The sequence below is a fragment of the Corynebacterium auriscanis genome (assembly GCF_030408435.1).
Lineage (GTDB): Bacteria > Actinomycetota > Actinomycetes > Mycobacteriales > Mycobacteriaceae > Corynebacterium > Corynebacterium auriscanis.
The window spans coordinates 1873013-1895308 of record NZ_CP047046.1; the positions used below are offsets into that span (position 1 = coordinate 1873013).

The window sequence follows — 22296 nt, forward strand, 5'->3', positions numbered from 1 at the left end:
CTGCCCTCCGCGCTTTCACCCTTCCGCTAAGGTTCTCCGTTATGTGGAAGACCTTTACGCACAAGCTCATCGGCACTCCCCCGATGTCCGATCTAGAGCACGTTGAAGAAAACGCCGGGCGCTACTCCCTCGGCTTCGGAGCCCAGAACATCGGAGATCAGATCGTCTCCGCCAAAACCGTACTGCCCTGGTTCTTGGGTCTCGTTGGCTCCCCCGCGTGGGTCACTCCGCTGCTTGTCCCCATCCGAGAATCGGGGTCCATGCTCCCCCAAGCCGCTCTTCGCCCGTGGATCCAATCACGCTCGCGCCGCCTTCCGCTGCTTCTATTGGGTTCAGCCGGCCAGGGCCTCGCGTGCGTTTTCATCGCCCTTACTGCGATGTTCGCCCGAGACGCGCTCGCCGGAGTGCTGGTTCTCGCCAGTTTGGCCCTTCTCTCACTGTGCCGCGCATTAGTTTCGCTCACCAGCAAAGACATCTCGGGTCGGACCGTCCCCAAGGGTTTCCGCGGCCGCCTGACGGGTTTTGCCACTACACTCTCCGGCGGAGTCGCGATCATCGTGGGCATCGCCCTGCAGGCCCTGCACGATCGCCTCACCCCTGGGCTCTTCGCCGTTCTCTTCATCATCGCTGCGGCCTCGTGGGGCCTGAGCCTGTGGTTTTTCAAGGGGATTCGGGAGCTGGGCGGGTCGGCGTCGGTTAAAAAACAAGTGACCGAAGAAACAAAGGACCAACAGCAAGCCCAGGAGGCCATGCAAACCCCGTCCGCGTACGTGCGGGAGGTCGTAAAGGATATTCGGGAACTCTTGGCCGGGGACCGGAACTTCCGCGCGTTTGTGCTGGTACGAACTCTACTGCTGACCAGCGCACTGTCCCCCACGTTCCTGGTGGCTATGGCTGCGGATAATCAGCACCGCGCGGGGAATTCCATCGCGGCCACGCTGTTCACTGGACTGGGCACGTTCGTCATCGCCTCGGGGGTCGCGTCGCTACTGGCGGGTCGCATCTCCGGTTGGCTATCTGATGTATCCAGCAGGAATACCCTAGCCGGCGCCGCGTTGCTGGCCACCGTTGTCCTTATTGTCACGGTCGTTTTGGCTTTCTTTATATCTTTATCCGACGCCACCACGTCCCCCTCCTCCACCCCCCACTGGTTACCGCAGGCACTGATGTGGTGGTTGCCTGTGGCATTCTTCGTCGTTTCGCTTGCTCACGCCGCGATTCGTGTGGCTCGGTCGACTTACGTGGTGGATATGGCCGAAGGTGATCAACGTACCCGGTATGTCTCCGTGGCCAACACCCTGATGGGCGTACTGCTTCTGTTGGTGGGCGCTTTGACCTCGCTGCTGGCTGTATTCAATCCCGTGTGGCCCTTGGCGGCACTAGCTGCCCTGGGACTGTTGGGCTCAGTATTGGCCAAGCGCTTGCCGGATGTCTCCGCGGATAAGAACGCGCTGGGATAACTGAATCGCGCGCGTTCGCGTAGTTGCCGAAGCTGAAGTTGGCTAGTGTGGAAAGTCTAAAACCGTTATCGAAAACTAAAGTGCCGAAATCTTCGAAAAATCAAGGACGTTGAAAACCATGGCTAATTCTCCCGTTGCAGTCGTTGTCCTCGCTGCCGGCGCGGGCACCCGCATGAAGTCCAAAACCCAAAAGACTCTGCACGCCATCGGAGGGCGCACCCTGCTCTCCCACAGCCTGCACGCGGCCGCTGCCATCAACCCCGCTTCTATCGTGAGCGTCATTGGCCACGGCCGCGACCAGGTCGGACCCGCAGTTGAAGCTATCGCCGAAGAGCTGGGCCGACCCATTGCCTCCGAGGTCCAAGAAGAGCAAAACGGAACCGGCCACGCTGTGCAATGCGGCATCCGCAGTTTGCAGGATTTCGAAGGCACAATTGTGGTGACCAATGCAGACGTGCCTTTGCTGACCGCAGACACGCTACGGGGCCTAGTCGATGCGCACACCCAGGTACCTACCGCCGTGACCGTTCTTTCCGTGCACCAAGAAGACCCCACCGGTTACGGTCGAATTATTCGCACTGAAGATGGCGAAGTCACAGCCATTGTGGAAGAAAAAGATGCCGATGACGAGCAGAAGGCTATTACCGAGGTTAACTCTGGTGTATTCGCCTTCGATGCCGCGATCCTGCGCAATGCTCTGGGGCAGTTGGATACTGACAACGCCCAAGGCGAGCTGTATCTGACGGACGTGCTGGGGATCGCCCGCACCGAAGGGCATCCAGTGCGCAGCCATATGGCTTCGGACGCCCGGGAACTGGCCGGCGTTAACGATCGTGTTCAATTGGCTGCCGCGGGTGCCGAGCTGAACCGTCGAACCGTGGAAGCCGCCATGCGCGGTGGCGCTACCATCGTTGACCCATCCACTACCCGCATCGATGTACAGGTTGAGATTGGCCAAGACGTGACCATTTTGCCGGGTACACAACTCCTCGGCACCACTGTGTTGGGTGACGATGTCACGGTCGGTCCGGATACAACCTTGGACAACGTGAAGGTCGGCCGCGGCGCAGAGGTCATCCGCACCCACGGTATCGATTCCACCATTGGCGAAGAAGCCAACGTGGGCCCGTTCACTTACCTGCGTCCGGGAACTTCCTTGGGCGAAAAGGGCAAGCTCGGCGGCTTTGTCGAAACGAAGAACGCCACCATCGGGCGTGGCTCCAAGGTTCCTCACCTGACTTACGTAGGCGATGCCACCATCGGTGAGTACAGCAACATCGGTGCCTCCAGCGTGTTTGTTAACTACGACGGCGTGAACAAGCACCACACCGTAGTTGGCGACCATGTACGCACGGGATCGGACACCATGTTCATCGCGCCCGTCACCGTCGGCGACGGCGCGTACTCCGGCGCCGGCACTGTCATCAAGGAAGATGTTCCCGCTGGTGCCCTGGTTGTTTCTGGTGGTCAGCAGCGCAACATTGAGGGTTGGGTCCAACGCAAGCGTCCGGGAACCGCTGCTGCGGAAGCGGCAGCTGCGGCGAATAAAGATCAACCCGAAGCGGAATAAGGCGAACAAACCCGATAGAACCGCACAGTCTCGACGATGCCGACTCAACGATGCTGTCTCGACGATGGCAACTCGACGATGCCGACTCAACGATGCTGTCTCGAAGATTCTGCCTCAACGATGGCAACTCAACGATTCAGTTCAACTGATTCAGCCTCAACGATTCTGTCTCAAGCATCTTTCCTTGAGTATTCTCCATAGAATATGCTGCGTGCCCCCGTTTCTTGTTGGAAGGCTGGGCACACACCTATCATGAGAATGCTTAGAGCAAGTATCTGAATGTAGGCGCCAGGAAGGCCAGTTTTCGTGTCAACCACACATTGGATCGACAACCAGAAGAACCTCATGCTGTTTAGCGGCCGGGCACACCCGGAGCTGGGGCACGCCGTTGCTCGCGAGCTAGGCATCGAGGTCACCCCAACAACTGCCCGCGATTTCGCTAACGGAGAGATCTTCGTTCGTTTCGAAGAGTCCGTGCGTGGTTCTGATGCCTTCGTGCTGCAGTCCCACCCTCAACCACTGAACAACTGGTTGATGGAACAGCTCATCATGATCGATGCGCTGAAGCGTGGCTCCGCTAAGCGCATCACCGCAGTTCTGCCGTTCTACCCTTACGCTCGCCAGGACAAGAAGCACCGCGGTCGCGAACCGATCTCCGCCCGCCTGGTTGCTGACCTGCTGAAAACTGCTGGCGCGGACCGCATCGTTTCGGTAGACCTGCACACTGATCAGATCCAGGGCTTCTTCGACGGTCCAGTCGATCACATGCACGCCATGCCGATCCTTACGGACTACGTTAAGAAAAACTACAACCTCGACAACGTTTGCGTGGTTTCCCCCGATGCCGGCCGCGTGAAGGTGGCAGAGAAGTGGGCCAACGTGTTGGGCGATGCTCCACTGGCCTTCATCCACAAAACCCGCGATGTGGACGTAGCCAACAAGGTCACCGCTAACCGCGTTGTAGGCGATGTGAAGGGTCGCACCTGTGTGTTGCTTGACGACATGATCGATACCGGTGGCACCATCGCCGGCGCCGTCGGCGTGCTGCGCGAAGCCGGTGCTGAGGATGTCATCATCGCCACCACCCACGGCGTATTCTCGGGTCCAGCCCGCGAGCGTCTGAGCGAGTGCGGCGCCCGTGAGATTATCACCACCGATACGCTGCCTCAATCCACCGAGGGTTGGGACAACCTCACGGTCTTGTCTATTGCACCACTGGTTGCGAAGACCATTCACGAGATCTTCGAGAACGGCTCCGTTACCACGCTGTTCGAGTAAACCTTCACGGGCGGCGAAGGCGGCCAGTTCTGCAGCTAGCGCGTGCGCGGGCAGACAACCCGATGGTCCCACCCAGCCCAAACCACTAGAGCAACGATGAGTTCCGCATCGTTGCTTTTCGTGATTTTGGCCCCTCCCCCATACCCCTGTAATATGTGGACTTGATCTCGGCGAGGGCCGGTACCGATAGCTCAAAGAAAATGCCCGAACAAGTCCGCCAGCAGCGCGCTTGCAAGGTACATTCCACGGGTTGGACGTACTAGCCGTTATCGGCGCGACTGAATAACCCCCACTAACTACAAACTTCAACTTCTCTGTGGCTGGATATTGGACTTCCGGCAGGTTGGCGAAGATGTGTGGGAACGCTTTCACGCCGCGAGAGTTCGCGGCTTTTTTCATGCCCGTTTTCGTTCCTCTCACATGGGAGAACGCACGAGAATCGAGCAGGAACAGCCCAAACCCTTGCGCCCGTGGCACCGAGTTCATGACAATGAAGGCTAGGATCTCCGCCTTGCGCACGCTGAACCCCAGCGCTGCACAAGAGCGCGATTTTAGCACCACACGTTTAAAAAATGCCCCGCCTGCGCGGGGCAACCAACTTGTTAAAGGAGACCAACAATGGCTGAATTGACCCGCTTGAAGGGTGAAGTCCGCACCGAGTTCGGCAAGGGCGCTTCCCGCCGCCTGCGCCGCGAGTTCCGCGTCCCAGTGGTTGTATACGGCAACGACCTGGACCCATTGCACGTTCACGTAGACATCCTGGAGCTGCAGGCCATCCTGCGTAACGAGGGCGTTAACGCCGTTATTGAGCTCGAGGTTGAGGGCCAGGATCACCTGGTCATGATTAAGGCCGTGGATCAGAACGTTCTGACCCTTGACGTTGACCACGCTGACATGCTGAACGTCAAGCGCGGCGAGAAGGTCGAGGTTGAGGTACCGATCGTCGTTACCGGCGAGTCCGCTTCCGGCTCCCAGGTCATGCAGGATGCGGATACCATCCTGGTTCTGGCTGACGTTTTGGACATCCCAGAAGAGATCGAGGTCTCTGTCGAGGGCAAGGAAATCGGCGATCAGGTTCTGGCTGGCGACCTGCAGATCCCAGGCAACGCAACCTTGGTTTCCGAGGAAGACGTGCTCATCGTCAACATCATCGAGCCAATCGAGGAAGAGCTGCCAGAGCCAGGCGAGGAAGGCGAGGTCTCCGAGGAGGAGGCTGCCGAGGGCGAAGCCCCAGCTGGCGAAGTCAACGAAGACGATTCCGCCGATGCCTCCGAGGGCAAGGACGAGGAGTAATTCCCTCTTCTTCCCTTCTTTTCTTCCCGACGCCCCGCGCCGTCCCCTCGTGAGTAATCCCCCGGTTACCGAGGGGGTTTGGGGAGCGTAGGTGCGCAAAGAGATCCGAAGCTGTCATGTGAGATGATTACTCGCATGGCAGCTTCTCGTGTTTCTTCAGGTGCCCGTACCTCTGCTTCCCGTGGCTCCTCAGGCGCCCGCAGTGGCTCTACCTCCCACGGCTCCTCAGGCGCCCGCAGTGGCTCTACCTCCCACGGCTCCTCAGGCGCCCGCAGTGGCCCTGCTTCCCGCGGAGGCGCAGCTGATGGCGCTTCCAACCCTTGGTTGGTGGTGGGGTTAGGCAACCCCGGCGATAAGTACGCGGCTTCGCGCCACAACGCGGGTTACCTTGTTATTGACGAACTGCTGGCAGATTTGCTCCCCGCACCTGGCTCATTGGCGCAGCACCGCAAAACTAACAGCTTGATCTGCCAAACGCGCTTTGGCGAGACCCCCGTTGTATTGGCCCGTCCACGCACGTACATGAACGAATCCGGCAGCCCAGTGGCGAACTTGGCAAAATTTTTCAAAGTACCCGCCCATCAAGTGATCGTGATTTACGACGAGTTAGATCTTGACCCCGAAAGAGTACGAGTACGCATGGGCGGTGGCGATCACGGCCACAATGGGTTGCGATCGATCACCAAGGCCATGGGCACGAAAGACTACGCGCGGATCGCCGTGGGTATTGGACGGCCGCCTGGTCGGATGGATGTGGCGTCGTACGTATTAAAACCATTCAGCAAGGCCGAAAATGCCTGGCTGCCTATAGCCGTCGCCGACGCAGCTGATGCCGCCCGTGCCTGTGTGCAACAGGGAGTGGAAGCTGGGATGCGTTATGCGGAGTCCAGGGGCTAAGGCTCGCATTAATCCCCCGCGGGCCTGCTGGGTTACCATGTTTGAGGCGTAAATCCCCCCACTTCCCGATCTTGAAGGACCAGCGTTTTACATGAGTGATACCAGCACGATCCAATCCGAGGCCACGCGGCGCAGGACCTTCGCCGTCATTGCTCACCCGGATGCCGGTAAATCCACGCTCACGGAAGCACTCGCCCTGCACGCGCACATCATTAAGGAAGCCGGTGCCGTGCACGGTAAGGCTGGCCGCAAATCCACGGTCTCCGACTGGATGGATATGGAAAAGGATCGCGGTATCTCCATTGCGTCCTCCGCACTGCAGTTTGAGTACGCCCCCGAGAATCACGAGGGCGAACCGTACATGATCAACCTGGTTGACACACCAGGTCACGCGGATTTTTCGGAGGACACCTACCGCGTGCTATCCGCTGTTGATGCCGCGGTCATGCTCATCGATGGCGCCAAAGGTCTGGAGCCACAAACGCTGAAGCTGTTCCGCGTGTGCAAAGCCCGCGGTTTGCCCATCGTTACCGTGGTCAACAAGTGGGACCGCCCGGGACGCACCCCGCTGGAGCTGGTTGACGAGATCGTCAATGAGATCCAGCTGCAGCCCACGCCCCTGTTCTGGCCCGTGGGTGAAGCCGGCGATTTCCGCGGACTTGCCCGCATCAACGAAGACGGCGAAGCCGAAGAATACATCCACTTCGAGCGCACCTCCGGCGGTTCTACCATCGCGCCCGAGGAACACTTCACGCCTGAACAAGCCCTCGAGCGCGAGGAAGACGTGTGGGAAACCGCGGCCGAAGAAGCCGAGCTGCTGGCCGCCGACGGGGCTATTCACGACCAAGAGTTGTTCCTTGAGTGCACGACGTCCCCCCTCATCTTTGCTTCGGCCATGTTGAACTTTGGCGTCCACCAAATTTTGGATACGTTGTGCGAGCTCGCCCCGGCCCCACAAGGCCGCGCCTCGGACGAGAAGGCTCTGCAAGCCGCGGCTGGTGGCAACTCTGCAGCTATCGCGGAGTTCCGGGAGACCGACGAAGAGTTCTCCGGCGTGGTCTTCAAGGTGCAGGCGGGTATGGATCGCAACCACCGCGACTCGTTGGCATTCATGCGCGTAGTTTCGGGAGAGTTTGAACGCGGAATGCAAGTCAGTCATGCTCAGTCCGGCCGGGCGTTTTCCACGAAGTACGCACTGACTGTGTTCGGACGTACGCGTTCCACGGTAGAATCGGCCTTCCCTGGAGACATCGTGGGCTTGGTCAACGCGGGCTCACTGGCCCCGGGTGACACGATCTACGCGGGCAAAAAGGTCCAGTTCCCGCCCATGCCTCAGTTCGCGCCAGAGTACTTCCGCACGCTGCGCGCAAAGTCGCTGGGCAAATACAAGCAGTTCCGCAAGGCGTTGGAACAACTGGACTCAGAGGGCGTGGTACAGATTCTGCGCAACGATGCCCGCGGTGATGCCGCCCCCGTCATGGCCGCGGTTGGCCCCATGCAGTTCGAAGTGATGCAAGCACGCATGGAAAACGAGTACAACGTGGAAACGGTCGCGGAACCAATTCCCTACTCCGTGGCTCGGCGCACCACCCCCGAAACCGCACCGGAACTAGCTAAGCAACGCGGTGTAGAAATCTTCACCCGCACCGACGGCGAACTGATTGCGCTGTTTGGCGACAAGTGGAAGTTGGCCTTCATCGAGAAGGAACATCCCGAGTTCGAGCTGTACACGCTGGTCGCGGACTAGAAGGCGCCCCCCGCAGCATCAGCCTGCGCCCAGGTCCGGGGCATGTAGGTCCTTAAGGTCGCCACAAAACTAGCAAACCTGCTGCTCAGCAAGAATCCCACCCTCATCTCCCCACGGGTGGGGCGAATTAAAACTTGTTGTCGCACTCTGTGGGAATCGGTACCGTCGGAAACTGACGGCAGGCAGATTCACGCGCGTGAAGCACATACTTCTTGCGCATGAACCCCGCCACCACAACTGCACCGCTTAATCACCGATACCTCATTGAGGAGTGACACTCTGATGAGTTCTTCCACACCATCGCCAAAAGAAAACGACAAGAACGTCGATACCACGGGCATTGCCCCGTCCCCTTCGGGCCACACGCCTGAAGTTCAGGAACCAACCACCCCCGTAGATCCGCCACAACCCAATCCGGATCAGGGATCCCCTGAGCCCCGTAGCGCCACCGGATGCCCATTCCACATCGGCGCGGGCGAAGCTGATCCTCGCCACCAACAGGGTCAGTACATGACCAACAGCCAAGGTGCTCGCATCACCACCGCAGATCACTCTCTGCGCGCTGGCGAACGCGGCCCTGTGCTGATCCAGGATCACCAGCTGCGCGACAAGCTGCAGCACTTCGATCACGAGCGCATCCCTGAGCGCGTTGTTCACGCCCGTGGTGCCGGTGCCCACGGTACTTTCGTTTCCAACGGTAAGGGTGCAGAAATCTGCCGTGCACGGGTTTTCGATAAGGGCGAGGAGACCCCGGTCTTCGTCCGCTTCTCCACAGTGGCCGGGTTCCGTGGCTCCATGGATACGGCCCGCGATACCCGCGGTTTCGCCACCAAGTTCTACACTGCCGAAGGCAACTGGGACCTGGTGGGCAACAACATTCCTGTGTTCTTCATCCAAGACGGCATGAAGTTCCCTGACGTTGTGCACTCCGTGAAGCCCGAGCCAGACCTGGAGATCCCACAGGCTCAGAGTGCGCACGATACTTTCTGGGACTTCGTGACCCTGCACACCGAGGCCACCCACCACACCATGTGGAACATGTCTGACCGCGGCATCCCGCGCTCCTTCCGCATGATGGAAGGCTTCGGCATTCACACGTTCCGTGTGACCAACCAGGACGGCAAGACTCACCTTGTGAAGTTCCACTGGAAGCCACGGCTGGGCGTGCATTCCCTGATCTGGGAGGAAGCTCAGCTAGCCGGCGGTTTCGATCCAGACTTCCACCGCCGCGATCTATCCGATGCGATCAAGGCCGGCGCTTACCCGGAGTGGGACTTGGGTGTGCAGGTTTTCGAGGACACCGAAGACGAGATGTTCGAGGGCATCGACTTGCTGGATCCCACTAAGTTGGTTCCAGAGGAGCTGGCCCCGGTCACCATCATCGGCACCATGACCCTCAACGCGAACCCCACCAACTACTTCGCGGAGACCGAGCAGGCCACTTTCCACCCAGGCGTACTGCCTCCAGGAATCAACGTCACCGCGGATCCATTGCTGCAAGGTCGCCTGTTCTCCTACTCGGATACGCAGCTCAACCGCCTGGGCGGCCCGAACCACGGCCAGTTGCCGATCAACCGGCCACATGCGCAGGTCAATGACAATCAGCGCGACGGCCGTGCCCAGCAGGCCATCCACACGGGCAAGACCGCGTACAGCCCGAACTCCCTGGAAGCCAACAACCCGCTGCCGGCGGAGGAGAAGTTCACGCGTGCTGATGAGAACATCGGCACCTTCGTGGACCCGGAGGTCATCGTCGCGAAGTCCACGCAGACTCGTCGCAAGCCAGTCAGCTTTGAGGACCACTACACCCAGCCTGCGATGTTCTACCGCAGCTTGACCGAAACCGAACAGCAGCACCTGATCAGCGCTTACACCTTCGAGCTGAGCAAGTGCTATGAAACTCCGATCCGTCAGCGTGCAGTCGACGTGCTCGCTCGCGTGGACCGGGGACTCGCAGATGCCGTAGCTGAGGGCCTGGGTCTGCAGGTTTCTGCGGATGCACCGGCCGAGGTGAGTTCCGTGGAGACCAGCCCCGCACTGTCCCAGCTGGGCAAGACTTACCCGGTCGACGGTCGCAAGGTGGCCGTCTTGGCCGATGACAGCACTCCGGCGGAAGCTATTCAGCCGGCCGTGCAGGCGATTGTGGATGCTGGGATGACGCCCCTCGTGGCAGCCACCACCGGTGGCGCCTTGGCCGCTGGTGACTCCACGGGTCAGGACGTGCCGGTCTCCCGCACCTACACTGCGGCTCGCTCCATCGAATTCGATGCGGCGATCGTGGTCAGCCTGCCCGATACGCCTGAGACCAACACGCTGGTCGAGGAGCTTACGCTGCACCTCAAGGCCATCGCCGTACTAGATAACGTCCAGCCCGCCGAGGGGCAGCACGCACTGCGCAAGCTGGTAGAAAACACCCCAGCTGGCGTGCAGCTAGTAGCCGATGCGAAGGCCGGCGTGGATGCCCTGGTTCCTCTCATGGAAAACCACCGCGTCTGGGAACGCGCCTAAGCGCCTCCCCTGCCGAGGCCTAGAGCTGGTCGCAGCACATTTTCGAACCTCAATCGCCTAACGAATAATTAACACCTAGGCGGTTGAGGTTCCCTTATGCCCAAGAATGCCCGCCGCTATCATGTATGAAATGAGCATCAAGGGACTATTCAGCAAGCTGTTCGGTGGGCAGCGCGGGGCGTCGACCCAAGAAGTGCGAAAACCCCCACCAGAGTGGATCGTCATCGGCCTCGGTAACCCCGGCGCGAAATATGCCACTACTCGCCACAACGTGGGTTACATGGCTTCCGACTTCTTGTTTGAACAATTGAATACCAGCGCCTCCCCGTTGGATTACCTCAAGCCGGTCAAGGGACAGCCGTTCACCGAGGCTCGGGTGCAACTGGGGGCGCACCCGTTGGTGATTATCCGCTCCACCACGTACATGAATGAATCGGGCGAGGCGGTCAAGGCGGCATCCGAATACTACGGTGTGGCACCGGAGAAGATCATTGTGTTGCACGACGAGCTGGACATCGCCCACGGGCGGGTGCGCGTGAAGTTGGGGGGTAATGAAAATGGACACAACGGGCTAAAATCCACGACGGCAGAGTTGGGGACCCGCGATTATGTGCGGGTGCGAATGGGGATCGGCCGACCGGCCAAGGGGCAGACCGTCATCGACCACGTGTTGTCCCCGATTGCTAGCGGACCGGAAACGGATGCACTCATTACGGAGACCGTCCGGGCCGTGGAATTGCTTGTCACGGTTGGCTTACAGAAGGCTCAGCACGAAATTCATACAAAAAAGTAAACTTGCAGCTGTTGTGCAAAATTGCATAGCGCGTGTAATCTTAGGCGGTAACTTGACCCGGAGGCCTCCGGGTATTCCCTTTTTCGTCTCTTAAGGAGATCCCGCCCCTATGGCAAAACTGCTATACAAAATAGGCCGCGGCGCCTACGCAAACCGCTGGAAAGTACTGGCACTGTGGTTGTTAGTACTCATCGGCGTGGGAGTCGCCTCGGCTACACTCCAGAAACCAACGAGCACATCGTTCACTATCCCCGGCCTGGAATCAGTTGAGACACAACAGGAACTGAAGTCTCGGTTCAACACCGAGCAGCAAGACCAGCTCGAAGCTCCCACCGGCAAGCTCGTCATCCAAGCGCCACAAGGCAAAACCTTGGAAGATAAGGACGTTGCTCAGCAGGTAGACGAACTCACCAAGGCGTTGCAGGGTGAAAGCTACCTCACGGAGAAAGACAAGATCGTATCCCCCGTATTAGCAGCAAAGGGTATGGAGGCCCAACTAGGTAAGGCCAAGGCCGACCAGGGTATGCCCAAGGAGCAAATTGCGGAGGATCTCAAGGCTCTCAGCCCGTTAAGTGAGGACAAGACCACGGGTCAGATCGACGTCGCGTTTGATGCTGAGAAGGCCATGGACATCGAGCAGGCCGACAAAGACAAGTTCGGCGAAGTGATTAATGACCACAAGGGTGAACTCAAGATCGGCTGGACTGGCAATGCTTTCCAAGCCGGAGGCCAGATGGATGGCAAGGCAGAGCTCATCGGCATGGCCGTGGCTGCCATCGTTTTGATCGTAACCTTCGGCTCTTTCGTAGCCGCTGGCTTGCCACTCATGACGGCCGTGACGGGCGTGGGTACGGGCATCGCACTCGTTTTCGCAGCTACCCGCTTCAGCGACAATATTAACAACATGACTCCCACCTTGGCCTCCATGATCGGCCTAGCAGTCGGGATCGACTACGCACTGTTCATTCTGGCGCGCTTCCGCAACGAGCTCGTCGCCCACGTCGACGGTTCGAACCTGGAGCCAAAAGACCTCGCCGATAAGCTCAAAACCATCAGCTTCCGCGAGCGCGCACACCTCGCCGGTCTAGCGGTGGGCAAGGCCGGTTCTGCCGTGGTATTCGCCGGCTTGACCGTGCTCATCGCCCTAGCGGCACTGACCATCATCAACATCCCATTCCTCACCGCCATGGCTTTGGCAGCAGCCGGCACCGTCGCTATCGCCGTCGTTGTTTCCATAACTCTGTTGCCCGCCATCATTGGCGCAATCGGAACGAAGGTATTTGCCGGCCGTGCACCCATCGTGAAAGCGCCGGATCCGGAAAACGACAAGCCCACCATGGGCCTCAAGTGGGCCCGCATCATCCGCCAGCGCCCCGCCCTATTCCTCATCGCAGGCGTGGTAGTACTCGCGCTCCTAGCTATCCCCGCCGGCCAGTTGCGATTGGCGATGCCCAGCGACGGTTCCACGAAGCTAGGGTCCCCCACGCGCACCGCCTACGAGATGACTGACGAGGCCTTTGGCCCAGGGCGCAACGCACCAATGATCGCCCTACTGGACTACCAGAATGTAGACAAAGCCCAGCAGCCGAAGGCAACCCAGGAAGCGCTCACAACCATCGGGGACATCGAAGGCGTGGACAACGTCCAAGTGGTCGCCACCAACGGAAACCCAAAGGATCCGCGGGACCTCGGCGATGCCGCGCAACTACTAATCACCCCGTCCTATGGCGCTACGGACGCCCGCGCGGCAGATGTTCTGCAGGCCATGCGCGATGCCGAAGGCCAGTTCCGCGCAGAAACGGGTGCCGACTACCGCATCACGGGTGTAACCCCCATGTACGAAGACATCTCGCAACGGCTCTCCGATGCGTTGCTGCCGTACGTTGGAATCGTCATTCTATTGGCATTCTTGCTACTCATGGTGGTATTCCGCTCCATCTGGGTACCACTGGTCGCAGCCCTGGGATTCGCCCTTTCCGTTGCAGCCACCTTCGGTGTGACCGTTGCTCTGTGGCAGTTGGGCTGGGGTGGCATCGTCGCGGATCCACAACCCATCATCTCCTTCCTGCCCATCATGCTCATCGGCATCGTCTTCGGACTTGCGATGGATTACCAAGTGTTCTTAGTCACCCGCATGCGCGAGGGCTGGACCCACGGCAAAACACCCGGCAACGCGGTATCTAACGGTTACAAGCACGGCGCTCGCGTGGTCACCGCCGCAGCACTGATCATGATCTCGGTCTTCTCCGCATTCATGCTGCTCGATGAACCATTCATTAAGGTCATGGGATTCGCACTGGCTGCGGCCGTACTGATCGATGCCTTCATCGTCCGTATGACGTTGATCCCCGCCATCATGTACCTACTGGATGAACGAGCCTGGAAGCTGCCGAAATGGATGAATCGCATCCTGCCCAAGGTGGATGTGGAAGGCGAAAGCCTACAGGGCCTGCGCCCGACTGAAGAGGTAGCCGATGAAACCAGCGGGGCGTCGGCAACTAAACTGGCAAAGTGATGAAACCCGAGCCCACCCACAAAGGCCCCGCTGCACCAACTAGCAGCGAGGCACGTTTGGGGTTGCGCGACCGCAAGAAAGCGCAAACCCGCCGCAAGCTGGCTGAGGCAACGGTGGAAATTATGCTGGAACACGGTGTGGACTTCGCGACTATTACAGCAATCTGCGAGCGAGCCGAAGTTTCCCAACGCACCTTCCACAACTACTTCCCGCACCGGGAAGCAGCCGTGGTGCACTTCTTGGAAAACATGCTGCGGTGGTTCTGCGAAGAAGTTGGATCTACCCAAAAGGGTCTAGCCCCCTTGGATCTTGCCGAATCTCTCGCTAAACGGTTCTACATGAATCCAGAGCAGCCCTTGTACAGCATGTCGGCACTGGGCCGACTCGTCGGCGTAATCCACAGCTTGGATATCGACGAACTACGCGACCAAGTGCAACAGGATTCGGAAGAATGCTTCAGCCCGAGCGTTCGCTTCATTGCCCCACTGGTGGATGCGTTTTGCGATTATTACGAAAACCGCATTGATCGATTTACTGCAACTATGCTGGTCAACACCATGTTGGCCATCTGCCACACAGTGTGGGAACTACAACAAGATCCCGCCCTTTCGCGCGATCGCAGCGCAGAAACCATGCTGTCGCGCAGTTTCACCTTGTTGCGGCAGGGGTTTTCTTTTACCGACGCCCCCTCGGCCCCCCACTCCCCACCTCACTAGCACTATTGCGCTCGCCCGCCCCCGGTTTCCAGGGGGTGGCTGTGCACGCCGCCAGTTTTACACCCCACACACGAAAGCCCGAGGTTACACGATGGAAGGATCCTTCCTCACCAGCCTGCTGAACGCCACATGGACGATTGCCGGAGCGCCGATACTTGTGCGCGAAGTCATCGGCAACCTGTTTGGACTAGCTTCCGCCGTGGGTGGGATGCGACGCGTTGTGTGGGCGTGGCCCGTGGGAATCATCGGAAACCTACTGCTGTTTACCGTGTTTTTGGGCGGGCTATTCCACACCCCGCAAAACCTGGACCTGTACGGCCAGGCCGGCCGCCAAGTGATGTTCCTCATCGTTTCGATCTACGGCTGGTGGCGGTGGTCCCGGGCGCGCCGGACGGGCTTGCAAGAACCGGATCACACGGATCCCAGCCGGTCCATCGTCTCCGAGCCTCATGAGGATGCAGCGGCGGTTCAGCCACGATGGGCTACGGGCAAGCAGCGATTGGGCATGGCCGTGGTCGCCGTGTTCGGCACCGTGGTATGCGCGTTGATCTTCCAAGCGCTGGGTTCCTGGGGCCCATGGGCGGACGGGTGGATTTTCGTCGGTTCGCTGCTAGCCACCTACGGAATGGCGCGCGGCTGGACGGAATTCTGGCTGATCTGGATTGCCGTGGACATCGTAGGCGTACCCCTGTTGCTCATGGCGGGGTACTACTCCAGCGCAGCCCTGTACGTGGTGTACGGGCTGTTCGTCGCATGGGGTTTCGTAACGTGGTTGAGGGTACAAAAGGCGCCGGCGGGGCGGCCGGCGAAAGGGTAAAGCCGGAGCGCTTGGCCAAACGCGCACGCCAAGTTCGCCGAGGCGGCCGACCACAAGGGTAAAGCGCCGTGCGAGGCTAGGCACGAACCTCCCCCAATCACCGTGTAGATGCATCTGCGAACATAATACCCTTACTTGAGCATAAAGAAACCTCAGCAAATACATAGCCTAAGCGACGCGCTACCGCGAATGTAATTGACGTTTAGACCCAAAGGTAAGGGGTCCACTTCCCCTTTCGCCCCGCCGAGCTTCCCCCTCACAGTTTCGCCCCGCTAAGGCTCCCCCTACAGAGAAAGGAAACCCTGGTGTTGAAGCGCGCTATTACCGTTGCCGCAACCGTCACCGCCCTATCCGGAGCGATGGTTGCCCCAGCCACGCATACACCATCAAACGAGAGCCGCGCGATGTATGCGCGGTGACATACACCGCGCAAGAAAAAGCCACGCACGGTAGCCTTCGTCCCTTAGATGAGCGCTTCACCAAGGACATCGCGCGGTCCAATGCCGATACCCTTGCAGACGATTGTCGGCGAAAGGCTGTACGGTTCGCGAAGCAAAACGAGCTTATTAAGAAAGACTTCGGGCCCAGCCATAGGCAATGGCAGGCCCGGCGAGCCTTCCAGATCAAGGTGTATGACGAGTGTTCCGGAAGCAAACATAACTTCAATGCGCCAGCCTTCCCCCACCATCCCTCTACCAGGCCAAAGTGGGAGTGACTCTTCCCAAAACCAGGATGCCCAAGGATCTTCCCAAAACCAGAAAGCCCAAGGCTCTTCCCAAAGCCAGAATGCCCAAGGCTCTTCTCAAATCAAAGATGCTTTTTCCACAGCCGACGGCAAGCCCATTGAACTCGGCACCGGTTTGATGATTGCCAGCATCGTGGCCGCGGTCATTGGCCTTGCCGCCGCACTGTTGCCAAAACTCACCAGCGCGCTGCGCTAAACAAGCTCCCGTCCGCAGGGCGCACCCCACCGCCCACGCACCACTTCACACCCCGCCGCGCACGCACCAGGTCACACCCCACCCCACGCACCACTTCACGAAATGTGCAGCAGAACTCCGACAAAATGTCGCGTTTTTGTTGGACTTCTGCTGCACATTCGTCTTTCAGAGCCCGAATGCCGGGAATACCGGCACCGGGAGCAGGGCGCACCCCACCGCCCACGCACCAGGACACACCCCACCCCACGCACCACTTCACACCCACGCACCAGGACACACCCCACCCCACGCACCACTTCACGAAATGTGCAGCAGAACTCCGACAAAATCACGGGAAGGGTCAGGCGGTGAATGCAACATCTTCGGATGGGTCGAGGTTAAAGAATACTTCCCTCGGGGTCAGTCCATCTAGCACCACCCGTGGAGTGTCGTTGATGAGGTCTTCATATTCCTGGAGTTGCTCATGGGTCACCGTGGCAAGATCGGTGCCTTTCGGAATGAATCGGCGTAGCTCGGCATTAATATTCTCGTTACTCGGCCGCTGCCATGGGGAGTGCGGATCGCAGAAGTAGAGCTTCAACCCCTCAAAATGTTCGGCCAGCTGACCACTGGCATCCATTTCCGCGCCCTGATCCCAGGTCAGGGTCTGGACGCGACGGTCTGGGGCGATAGCCATCTGGTTGATCTGCCCGAGCATGTCTTTCAACGCGGTGACCACGGTCTGGGACGTGTGATCGGTGGTTAACAACCTGGCCATGAACAACCGGCTATGCCGTTCTATCAAGGTGATGATCGCGTGCTTTCCACCCTGAGCGCCTCACACGAGATCACCTTCCCAATGCCCTGGCACTGCCCGGTCAGCAGCGTGTGGTGGGCGGGTGGAGTATTGTCGCGCCATGAACCCATGGTTTCGCCCCGCGCCCGCGAGTCGGTAGCTTCGAGCGGGGTCGTCGTCCTGTGCGACCTGATCGAAAGGGCGTAGTCGACGGTTAACTCATGGCGTAGCCCACCAGCTGCTTGGACGTAGAGGGCTTGGTACATCGTTTCGTGTGACAAGGTCAACTCCTGATGAATGCCGGATAAACGTTTCAGCCTAGCTACGATACGTCTCGGTGAGACCTGCCGGTTCAAGCAGTCGAATGACGATACGTCGTAACGTGGTATGAGCATCAAGTTTTCGCGGTTTCGGGCGTTTGGCTGCATCGATGCTGCGTTGCTGGGCTATCAGTGGGTGATACACCCCGTCGATACTGTTGCGGGTGACCTCGCGGCTGATCACGCTGGGATGCCTGCCGAGTTGTCGGGCGGTGCGGCGGATGGAATAACTCTGATCTAGGCAAAACTTGATGTAGACCCGGTCGAACGCGGTTAAGCGCATACCCCGGCCGACTTTGACTGTCGCTGGCTGATAATTCACCACCACGGGGTCTACTGACAACACAATGGGTTGATCACGGTTACTTGTCGACGATACCGACGGGCGGGACACAGGCATGACAGAATTATGTACCCACCGGTACACGGTAACTGGGTGGACACCAGTTCTGGCGGCAATATCGTGATCACTTCGCCCAGCACATGCTAAGAACATGACCATCATCTGCGTGGCTGTCTTGTGGGTGGCAAGACCACCACCACGTCCCCGCGCAAGGCGCGCACCTTGGCTTGTGATGTAGTCCCGCAACGCACGGTCGGTACAGCCAGTGGCTTGGGCTGCGTGCAGTGCGCTGTAGCGGTGGTTCGCGATCAGGTCGAAAGCAGCAACAACAGCAGGATCGGGAGTGTAGGACATCATCAACACCTCATGAACAAATCAGGGTGTTGCATTCACCACTAGACCCCACCACGCGTTTTTGTTCGACTTCTGCTGCACATTCGTCTTTCAGCTCAAGAAATCCGGCAACGGGATCAATGCGCGCACACCAACAACGGGATCAATGCGCGCACACCAACACCGGGGCGTTCGGGAAAGCCCCCAACACTGCTAGCACGGCCCCGCCCCCAACACTGCTAGAACCACCCAGACCCAGCGTGCTGGGCCGGATTACCTACCCCAGCCCAACGGCTCGAGCTACTTCAGAAGCGCTCGCCACTTCTCCACATCAACCTCCGCAGCATTATCCGGGCGGAACTTCGGGGTGCGGTCCTTGTCAATGAGGACAGCTCGCACTCCCTCGGCGAAGTTCGGTTCGCGGCGCAGGGCGCTACCGACGGCGAGCTCATTGTCCAAAGCCGTTCGCAAATCCACCTCAGCGGCACGGCGGAACATTTCCACGCAGGCAACCAGGCTAGTCGGGTTACAGCTCTCCAACTGGTATTTCACATGTTTAACGAAGTCGTCCAGGTCGGCGTCGGACGTAGTAAAACGCCCCAACCGCCGTTCGATCTCCTGCCACGAGTCACCCGAGAACACGTCGGAAATCCAATCGGCGTACGTGATCATGCCGGAGGGTTCCAGATCCAGCGATTCCGGGCTCACAGAATGCGCATCGAGTGCCTCGAGGAAGCCCTGGTTGCGAACGTCCTCAAAAAACGCCTCGGGCTGAGCAATCAGGTTGGTGGCAAGGCCCGTTTCCATCATGTCGGCGGCGTTCATGCGCCACCCCGTTGTACCTGCGAATACTCCCATGGCCACAGGGTTCTGGGCTTTCATGTGGGTTAAAACGTGGCTGATTCCCACATCAGGAACAAAACCAATATTCATTTCCGGCATCGCTGCCACCGTTGTGGGCGTGGCGATCCGATGGGAGCCGTGCATGGAGATACCCATGCCACCGCCCATTACATAACCCTCCATCACCGCAGCGACGGGCTTAGGGAAATTCGCCAAGCGGTAGTTGAGGTCGTACTCATCAGCGAAGTAGCGGTCACCCGCGGCGTGGTTATTCGCTAAGTCTTGCTCCCGAACCCAACGCACGTCACCGCCCGCGCAAAACGCGCGAGGCGATGAGGAGCAAATGATGTATTGACCGACCGAATCGTCGGATTCATACTGGCTAAAAGCTTCGTGGAGCGCCAGGATCATCGTGTGATCCAGCGCATTCAGCGCCCGCGGTCGGTCCATTTCAACGATCGCGGTGTTGCCTTCCACCCGGGTAGTGATGACATCAGCGGTACTCATGGAACCTATATTCTCACGAGCACGGCCGTTCGTGCGGACAAGCCCCTACCTAGCCACGGTTAGCCACGGTTAGCCGCGGTCAGATGCAGCTGCGCGCAGGGGGGCTTCTTTTGTGCAGCCGAGACTGGCCTGCTCACGTAGACCCCCCCACGCACCCCCATCAGGGGACTAGGCACCGGCGCCGTCGCCGGCCAACCGCAAGGCCCCCGCAGCCGGGCACCGTTTAACCGTCCGGCCAGAGATCGGCGTTTACTTCCCGCCCGACTTCTTAGCGGATTTCTTGCTTGCTTTCTTGGCGGATTTCTTCGTGGGCTTCTTCGCCTTCTTATCCGATTTCTTCTTGGACTCCTTTACAGGCTTGACATGGTCGTCAGCCTTCTTCTCCGCCTTCTTTACGCCAGCTGCCGCATCTTCGCGCGCCTTCACCCGGTCCTTTTCCAATTCCGCAGCCGCATCCGGCACGTAGCGGAATTGTGTACGGGGTGGGCGCTCGTAGTTCGAGGTCGACTCCGGCCGCTCAGGGATCTTGGGGATGTTCTTTTCTACGTATTCCCAGGGAATCGTACTCAGCAAGTGCGTGATCACGTTAATGCGCGACCGCTTCTTGTCCTCGGATTCCACGGTGTACCACGGTGCGGACGGGATGTCTGTGTGGACGAACATCTCGTCCTTCGCGCGGGAGTAATCCTCCCAGCGTGTGATGGATTGCAGGTCCATTGGGGACAGCTTCCATTGGCGCATCGGGTCCGACTGGCGGGACTTGAAGCGGCGCACCTGCTCCTCATCGGACACACTGAACCAGTACTTGCGCAGCAGAATGCCGTCTTCTACCAGCAGGCGCTCGAAAATGGGAGCTTGGTGCAGGAAGCGACGGTATTCGTGGGTGGTGCAAAAACCCATCACACGCTCTACGCCTGCGCGGTTGTACCAGGAGCGGTCGAAGATCACGATCTCGCCAGCGGTCGGCAGCTTTTCGATGTAGCGCTGGAAGTACCACTGTCCTTGTTCCCGGGAGTTCGGCGCGGGTAGAGCCTCCACGCGGCACACGCGGGGGTTGAGGTATTGAGTGATGCGCTTAATCGCGGAGCCCTTACCGGCCGCGTCACGTCCCTCCATCACGATCACGATGCGCGCGCCGGTCTCCACGACCCACTGCTGCATCTCGACTAGTTCAGCCTGCAGCTTCTCCAGCTGGTCTTCGTAGGCTTTCTTATCCAGTTTCGGTAGGGAGGAACTCATGGTTGTGAATTCTACCTGTGCATTCGCTGGCAACCCTAATTGTTCTTTTAATGTCTGGGGCTGGCACGGCTATCGCTTTTCTGGTGGAACGACGCCCCGCTGCTCCCTTTCCCCTCCCTTCCCTGCACGCAGGGCACCCCTGACCGTCGCCGACGCGGGAATCGTCCCCGACGCCTCCCTTCCCTGCACGCAGGGCACCCACCTGGTGTTAGCTCCACTGGAGTTGTCCGCACGACTCCCTTCCCTGCACGCAGGGCACCCACCAGGTTCGGGTTGCCCGTGCCATCCGTGTCACCAGCGAATCACTGGTGCGCTCCCCGAAAGCTAACCCGCGTGGCGGCACGGCGCCCACCACCCACGAACAAGCTCACGCAAAGGCCGCGCCCTGGCCCACGGACAAGCCCACATACCCCCCCCGAAAGCTAACCCGCGTGGCGGCACGACGCCCACCACCCACGAACAAGCTCGCGCACAGGCTCACGCACAAGCCCACGCACTCAGTCACACAAAGTGCAGCAGAACTCCGACAAAATCACGGGTGGGGTCTAGTGGTGAATGCAACACCCTGATTTGTTCATGAGGTGTTGATGATGTCCTACACTCCCGATCCTGCTGTTGTTGCTGCTTTCGACCTGATCGCGAACCACCGCTACAGCGCACTGCACGCAGCCCAAGCCACTGGCTGTACCGACCGTGCGTTGCGGGACTACATCACAAGCCAAGGTGCGCGCCTTGCGCGGGGACGTGGTGGTGGTCTTGCCACCCACAAGACAACCACCCAGATGATGGTCATGTTCTTAGCATGTGCTGGGCGAAGTGATCACGATATTGCCGCCAGAACTGGTGTCCACCCAGTTACCGTGTACCGGTGGGTACATAATTCTGTCATGCCTGTGTCCCGCCCGTCGGTATCGTCGACAAGTAACCGTGATCAACCCATTGTGTTGTCAGTAGACCCCGTGGTGGTGAATTATCAGCCAGCGACAGTCAAAGTCGGCCGGGGTATGCGCTTAACCGCGTTCGACCGGGTCTACATCAAGTTTTGCCTAGATCAGAGTTATTCCATCCGCCGCACCGCCCGACAACTCGGCAGGCATCCCAGCGTGATCAGCCGCGAGGTCACCCGCAACAGTATCGACGGGGTGTATCACCCACTGATAGCCCAGCAACGCAGCATCGATGCAGCCAAACGCCCGAAACCGCGAAAACTTGATGCTCATACCACGTTACGACGTATCGTCATTCGACTGCTTGAACCGGCAGGTCTCACCGAGACGTATCGTAGCTAGGCTGAAACGTTTATCCGGCATTCATCAGGAGTTGACCTTGTCACACGAAACGATGTACCAAGCCCTCTACGTCCAAGCAGCTGGTGGGCTACGCCATGAGTTAACCGTCGAC

16 protein-coding genes and 1 pseudogene are annotated in these 22296 nt (G+C 59.2%); 13 read left to right on the forward strand and 4 right to left on the reverse strand.

Annotated elements, in window-relative coordinates:
* Nucleotides 1–41 precede the first annotated feature (41 nt).
* The 12 genes from CAURIC_RS07970 to CAURIC_RS08025 all read left to right on the forward strand — a co-directional run bounded on the left by CAURIC_RS07970 (nucleotide 42) and on the right by CAURIC_RS08025 (nucleotide 16535).
* Nucleotides 42–1460, forward strand: a complete 1419-nt coding sequence (locus CAURIC_RS07970; protein ID WP_290182395.1) for an MFS transporter — start codon at nucleotides 42–44, stop codon at nucleotides 1458–1460.
* 118 nt (nucleotides 1461–1578) lie between these two features.
* Nucleotides 1579–3030: a bifunctional UDP-N-acetylglucosamine diphosphorylase/glucosamine-1-phosphate N-acetyltransferase GlmU gene (gene glmU / locus CAURIC_RS07975; RefSeq protein WP_035115800.1), complete on the forward strand. Its 1452-nt coding sequence runs from the start codon at nucleotides 1579–1581 to the stop codon at nucleotides 3028–3030.
* A gap of 306 nt (nucleotides 3031–3336) precedes the next feature.
* Nucleotides 3337–4308 carry a ribose-phosphate diphosphokinase gene (locus tag CAURIC_RS07980; protein WP_035115802.1) on the forward strand — a complete coding sequence of 324 codons (972 nt, stop codon included), beginning with the start codon at nucleotides 3337–3339 and terminating at the stop codon, nucleotides 4306–4308.
* Nucleotides 4309–4926: 618 nt separating this feature from the next.
* The gene (locus CAURIC_RS07985) at nucleotides 4927–5601 is read left to right on the forward strand and encodes a 50S ribosomal protein L25/general stress protein Ctc (RefSeq protein WP_035115804.1); all 675 of its coding nucleotides are present in this window, start codon (nucleotides 4927–4929) and stop codon (nucleotides 5599–5601) included.
* Between the two features lie 324 nt (nucleotides 5602–5925).
* On the forward strand, nucleotides 5926–6498 hold the full coding sequence (gene pth / locus CAURIC_RS07990) for an aminoacyl-tRNA hydrolase (protein ID WP_035115876.1): 573 nt from the start codon (nucleotides 5926–5928) through the stop codon (nucleotides 6496–6498).
* A 91-nt stretch (nucleotides 6499–6589) separates the two neighbouring features.
* Nucleotides 6590–8245, forward strand: coding sequence for a peptide chain release factor 3 (locus CAURIC_RS07995; RefSeq protein WP_035115805.1), 1656 nt, complete (start codon nucleotides 6590–6592; stop codon nucleotides 8243–8245).
* A gap of 282 nt (nucleotides 8246–8527) precedes the next feature.
* Entirely contained in the window at nucleotides 8528–10753 is a 2226-nt protein-coding gene (locus CAURIC_RS08000; protein ID WP_035115808.1) for a catalase, read from the forward strand.
* A 130-nt stretch (nucleotides 10754–10883) separates the two neighbouring features.
* Nucleotides 10884–11546: an aminoacyl-tRNA hydrolase gene (pth, locus tag CAURIC_RS08005; RefSeq protein WP_035115878.1), complete on the forward strand. Its 663-nt coding sequence runs from the start codon at nucleotides 10884–10886 to the stop codon at nucleotides 11544–11546.
* A gap of 109 nt (nucleotides 11547–11655) precedes the next feature.
* Entirely contained in the window at nucleotides 11656–14061 is a 2406-nt protein-coding gene (locus CAURIC_RS08010; protein WP_290182399.1) for an MMPL family transporter, read from the forward strand.
* Nucleotides 14061–14777 carry a TetR/AcrR family transcriptional regulator gene (locus CAURIC_RS08015; RefSeq protein WP_156963590.1) on the forward strand — a complete coding sequence of 239 codons (717 nt, stop codon included), beginning with the start codon at nucleotides 14061–14063 and terminating at the stop codon, nucleotides 14775–14777. The genes CAURIC_RS08010 and CAURIC_RS08015 overlap by 1 nt, the downstream gene beginning before the upstream one ends.
* 91 nt (nucleotides 14778–14868) lie before the next feature.
* Entirely contained in the window at nucleotides 14869–15594 is a 726-nt protein-coding gene (locus CAURIC_RS08020) for a nicotinamide mononucleotide transporter family protein (RefSeq protein ID WP_035115811.1), read from the forward strand.
* Nucleotides 15595–16259: 665 nt separating this feature from the next.
* A complete protein-coding gene (locus CAURIC_RS08025) occupies nucleotides 16260–16535 on the forward strand; it encodes a hypothetical protein (protein WP_035115817.1) in 276 nt (91 codons plus the stop codon).
* Nucleotides 16536–16875: 340 nt separating this feature from the next.
* On the opposite strand, the pseudogene CAURIC_RS08030 reads toward CAURIC_RS08025, so the two are convergent.
* From CAURIC_RS08030 to ppk2, 4 genes and pseudogenes are all read right to left on the reverse strand, one after another.
* Nucleotides 16876–17331: pseudogene (locus CAURIC_RS08030) on the reverse strand (IS30 family transposase); the annotation flags it as partial.
* A gap of 297 nt (nucleotides 17332–17628) precedes the next feature.
* Nucleotides 17629–18330, reverse strand: a complete 702-nt coding sequence (locus CAURIC_RS08035) for a helix-turn-helix domain-containing protein (protein ID WP_290182402.1) — start codon at nucleotides 18328–18330, stop codon at nucleotides 17629–17631.
* A 276-nt stretch (nucleotides 18331–18606) separates the two neighbouring features.
* Nucleotides 18607–19656, reverse strand: a complete 1050-nt coding sequence (locus CAURIC_RS08040) for an enoyl-CoA hydratase/isomerase family protein (RefSeq protein WP_290182404.1) — start codon at nucleotides 19654–19656, stop codon at nucleotides 18607–18609.
* Nucleotides 19657–19905: 249 nt separating this feature from the next.
* On the reverse strand, nucleotides 19906–20895 hold the full coding sequence (gene ppk2, locus CAURIC_RS08045) for a polyphosphate kinase 2 (protein ID WP_035115005.1): 990 nt from the start codon (nucleotides 20893–20895) through the stop codon (nucleotides 19906–19908).
* A 587-nt stretch (nucleotides 20896–21482) separates the two neighbouring features.
* Here ppk2 and CAURIC_RS08050 point away from each other — a divergent pair.
* Entirely contained in the window at nucleotides 21483–22184 is a 702-nt protein-coding gene (locus CAURIC_RS08050) for a helix-turn-helix domain-containing protein (RefSeq protein ID WP_201448030.1), read from the forward strand.
* The last annotated feature ends 112 nt before the right edge of the window (nucleotides 22185–22296 follow it).

Coding starts and splice junctions, on each gene's coding strand:
- CAURIC_RS07970 (WP_290182395.1), top strand. CDS start 42: ATGTGGAAGACCTTTACGCACAAGCTCATCGGCACTCCCCCGATGTCC.
- glmU (WP_035115800.1), top strand. CDS start 1,579: ATGGCTAATTCTCCCGTTGCAGTCGTTGTCCTCGCTGCCGGCGCGGGC.
- CAURIC_RS07985 (WP_035115804.1), top strand. CDS start 4,927: ATGGCTGAATTGACCCGCTTGAAGGGTGAAGTCCGCACCGAGTTCGGC.
- CAURIC_RS07995 (WP_035115805.1), top strand. CDS start 6,590: ATGAGTGATACCAGCACGATCCAATCCGAGGCCACGCGGCGCAGGACC.
- CAURIC_RS08000 (WP_035115808.1), top strand. CDS start 8,528: ATGAGTTCTTCCACACCATCGCCAAAAGAAAACGACAAGAACGTCGAT.
- pth (WP_035115878.1), top strand. CDS start 10,884: ATGAGCATCAAGGGACTATTCAGCAAGCTGTTCGGTGGGCAGCGCGGG.
- CAURIC_RS08010 (WP_290182399.1), top strand. CDS start 11,656: ATGGCAAAACTGCTATACAAAATAGGCCGCGGCGCCTACGCAAACCGC.
- CAURIC_RS08015 (WP_156963590.1), top strand. CDS start 14,061: ATGAAACCCGAGCCCACCCACAAAGGCCCCGCTGCACCAACTAGCAGC.
- CAURIC_RS08020 (WP_035115811.1), top strand. CDS start 14,869: ATGGAAGGATCCTTCCTCACCAGCCTGCTGAACGCCACATGGACGATT.
- CAURIC_RS08025 (WP_035115817.1), top strand. CDS start 16,260: ATGCGCCAGCCTTCCCCCACCATCCCTCTACCAGGCCAAAGTGGGAGT.
- CAURIC_RS08035 (WP_290182402.1), bottom strand. CDS start 18,330: ATGATGTCCTACACTCCCGATCCTGCTGTTGTTGCTGCTTTCGACCTG.
- CAURIC_RS08040 (WP_290182404.1), bottom strand. CDS start 19,656: ATGAGTACCGCTGATGTCATCACTACCCGGGTGGAAGGCAACACCGCG.
- ppk2 (WP_035115005.1), bottom strand. CDS start 20,895: ATGAGTTCCTCCCTACCGAAACTGGATAAGAAAGCCTACGAAGACCAG.
- CAURIC_RS08050 (WP_201448030.1), top strand. CDS start 21,483: ATGATGTCCTACACTCCCGATCCTGCTGTTGTTGCTGCTTTCGACCTG.